2 protein-coding genes are annotated in these 3,338 nt (G+C 73.5%); both read left to right on the forward strand.

The features are described from left to right. The coding region (locus HMPREF3115_RS28285) for a cellulose biosynthesis protein BcsC (protein ID WP_176748780.1) at positions 1–2,417 on the forward strand (2,417 nt) is incomplete at its 5' end. 8 nt (positions 2,418–2,425) lie between these two features. Then, positions 2,426–3,338: BcsE family c-di-GMP-binding protein (locus HMPREF3115_RS32985; protein ID WP_256276468.1), on the forward strand; the 913-nt coding region annotated here is incomplete at its 3' end.

A 3,338-nucleotide genomic window follows, 5' to 3' on the forward strand; every position in this document is an offset into this window, starting at 1 on the left:
CGGCGCGCGGCGAACGCGGGCCGGCCGCGCAACGCTACGAAGCGGCCGTGCGCGCGGCGCCCGACGCGGCCTGGACGCGCTTCTCGCTCGCGCGCCTGTATCGCGACATGGGACTGCCGCAGCTTGGCCGCACGGTGATGGATGAAGGACTCGCGTATCGCGATACGCCCGAGATGCGCTACGCGAGCGCGCTGTACCGCCATTCGCTCGACGATGTCGACGGCGCGCAGGCCGTGCTCGCCGGCATCGACGAGGCGCAGCGCTCGGACGGCATGCGCGCGCTCGCGCGCAAGCTCGACGCGGAGCGCGCGCTGGCCGATGCACGCGACGCGCTCGCGCGCGGCGACCGCACGGCGTTCGCCGCCTCGCTCGAGCGTGCGCAGCGGCAGGCACCGGACGATCCCGACGTGCTTGCCGCGATCGGCACGCAGTGGATCGATGCGGGCGAGACGGAGCGCGGCCTCGCGCCGCTGCACGACTGGATTGCCGCCCATCCGGCCGACGCCGATGCCGACGTGCGACTGCGCTATGGCGATCTGCTCGGCAGCGCGCGGCGCGACGATGCGCTCGTCGCGTGGCTCGATGCGCTACGCCGCGACCCGGCGCTGACGCCTGCCCAGAGCGCGCGGCTCGAGGATCAGGCGCTGCGCGTGGTGCTGCGGCAGACCGACGATGCGATCGCGCAGCACGACGATGCGCGCGCCCGCGCGCTGCTCGCGCGCGTGACTGCGGCGGGCCGCGCCGACAAGCGCTATGCGCTCGAACTCGCCGACGTCGAGCGCGCGCAGGGCCGCTACGATGCCGCGCGCGACGCGCTTGCGCCGCTCGTCGCGCGCCTGCCCGACGATCCCGACACGCAGCTCGCGCTCGCGCGGATCGACGAGGAGAGCGGCCGTCGCGCGGCCGCGCTGGCACGCGTCGAAGCGGTGCTGGCGCGCACGCCGGACGACGACGTCGACACGCGGCTCGCCGTCGTGCGGCGGCTGAACGCGCTCGGCCGCTCGGACGCCGCGGTGCAGGTGACCGACCGGCTGCAGGCCGCGTATCCGGCGCGTGCGGACGTGACGGTCGCGGCCGGCCGCGTCGCCGAGGGACAACGCCGCTACGACGACGCGGCGTCGCTGTACCGGCTGTCGATGTCGCAGGAGCGCGCGAGCGGCGTACGCGCAGGCCGCGACGGGCTGACGCCCGCGCAGGCCGCGTTCGCCGATCTCGAGCAGCGGCGCGACCCGGAGATCGAGATCGGCTGGCTGCCGGCCTACAAGTCCGGCGACGAAGGCATTTCCGCGTATCGCGCGCAGCAGGTGCCGATCTATATGCAGGTGCCCGTGCGCTACGACGGCCACGCGTTCCTGCAGCTCGACACCGTGCATCTCGATGCGGGCACGCTCGACACAAGCAACCCGGACGCCTACACGCTGAAAACGTTCGGCACGTATGCGGCGCTCAACGCGCTGAACGGCCTGCCGCCGCCGTTTGCGCCGGCTGCGTCGGCCGGCGCGCTGATCGCACATCCGCCGGGCGCGCTGCACCAGTCGACGACGGGCGTCGCGCTCGGCGCGGGCTACCGGTCCGACGCGTGGCGCGTCGATCTCGGCACGTCGCCGCTCGGCTTTCCGGTGCACTACCTGGTCGGCGGCGTGCGCTACCGTTTCGACGCGGGGCCCGCGAGCGTCAGCGTGAACGCGTCGCGGCGGCCGGAAACGAGCAGCGTGCTGTCGTATGCCGGCATGCGCGACCCGTGGACGGGCGCGGTGTGGGGTGGCGTGCGCCGCGACGGCGTGAATCTGCGCGCGTCGGTCGACGTCGGCCGCGCGAATCTGTTCGCCGAACTCGGCGCCGGCGTGCTGTCGGGCCGCAACGTCGAGCGCAACGCGGAGGTGACGCTGCGCACGGGCTTCATGGCCCCCGTCTACGAACGCGCGACGATGAAGGTCGCCACCGGGCTTGTCGGCAACGCGTGGCACTACGCGCAGAACCTGCGGTACTACACCTACGGGCAGGGCGGCTACTACAGTCCGCAGCGCTATCTGTCGCTCGGCGTGCCGATCGAGTGGGCCGGGCGGCGCGACGCGTTGTCGTGGGATCTGACCGTCACGGCCGGCATCTCGAACAGCTACGAGAAGGATTCGCTGTTCTATCCGACCTTCGCGGACCGGCGCGCCGAGCAGCAGGCGGCCGGCCTCGTCTACACGGGCAGCTCGACGCGCGGCGTGTCGTTCTCGTACGGCGTGAACGGCATCGCCGAATACCGCGTGAACGCGCATCTGAGCGTGGGCGCGCAACTGCATGTCGACCGGTCGCACGACTACGCGCCCAGTTCGGCGCTCGTCTATCTGCGCTATGCGTTCGACGCGCGCGCCGAGCGCAGCTGGCTCGTCACGCCGACGCCCGTACGGCTCTACTCGGACTATTAGGGGAACGCGTGAATACCGATTTCAACGCTACACGCCCCGCGCTCGGCACAGCGATCGTCGAGCGGCTGCGTACGCTCTGGCGCAGCGCAGCGGCCGGCGCTCGCGCCGGCGCGCCGGGCCGGCTCGCGATCGACGGCCTGCCCGATACGTGGACGCAGCTCGAAGCGGGCGGCCTCTACGCGCTCTACGCGGCCGCGCAAACGCCTGCCTGCGACGCGCTCGTATGGGAAAGCGCGCGCCATGCGCGCACGCGCGACGTGACCGTCGTGCTCGCGCGCGATGCGGCGCACGTCGCCGCGCAGATGGAGACGCGCGGCTTCGCGGGCGGCGCGCAGCCGGCCGGCTGGCCGCGCAATCTCAACGTGCTGGCGATGCCGCCGCAGCCGCGCGACGCCGTGCAGAACGCGCAGGCCGCAGACGCCGACGCCGACGCGCATCGCGACGCACCGCGCGCTGCCGCGCCGCGGCCGTTCGCGCGGCTCGCGGGTGCACTGCGCGCACTGAAGCGCTACGGCTTTCGCGCGCGCTCGCTGTATGTCGTCGAAGGCGCGCAGCGCTGGTTCAGCTGGGACGATCCGGCCGCACTCGCGGACGAAGCGCGCGCGCTCGCGGACTGGTGCCGCGCGCACCGCATCGCGCTCGTGCTGCTGCTCGATCCGGACGCCGCCGACGCCGCACGCACCGACGATCGTCCGTTCGTGCGCGACACCGATCGCACGTCGCGCAGCGGCCTGCACAGCGTATGCGCGGGCGTCGCGCAGCTGCAGCGCACGCACGGCGAACTGCTGTGGCTCGTCGAATTCTGGCGCGCGGGCGGCACGCTCGCGGCCGGCGAGGTGCGCCCGCTGCGCTTCGCGGCGAACGGCCGGCTGTCGGCGATCGTCGATGCGGGCGCGGCCGAACCGGCGCGCCGCACGCGGC

The organism is Burkholderia sp. HMSC10F09 (assembly GCF_001806955.1).
Lineage (GTDB): Bacteria > Pseudomonadota > Gammaproteobacteria > Burkholderiales > Burkholderiaceae > Burkholderia > Burkholderia multivorans.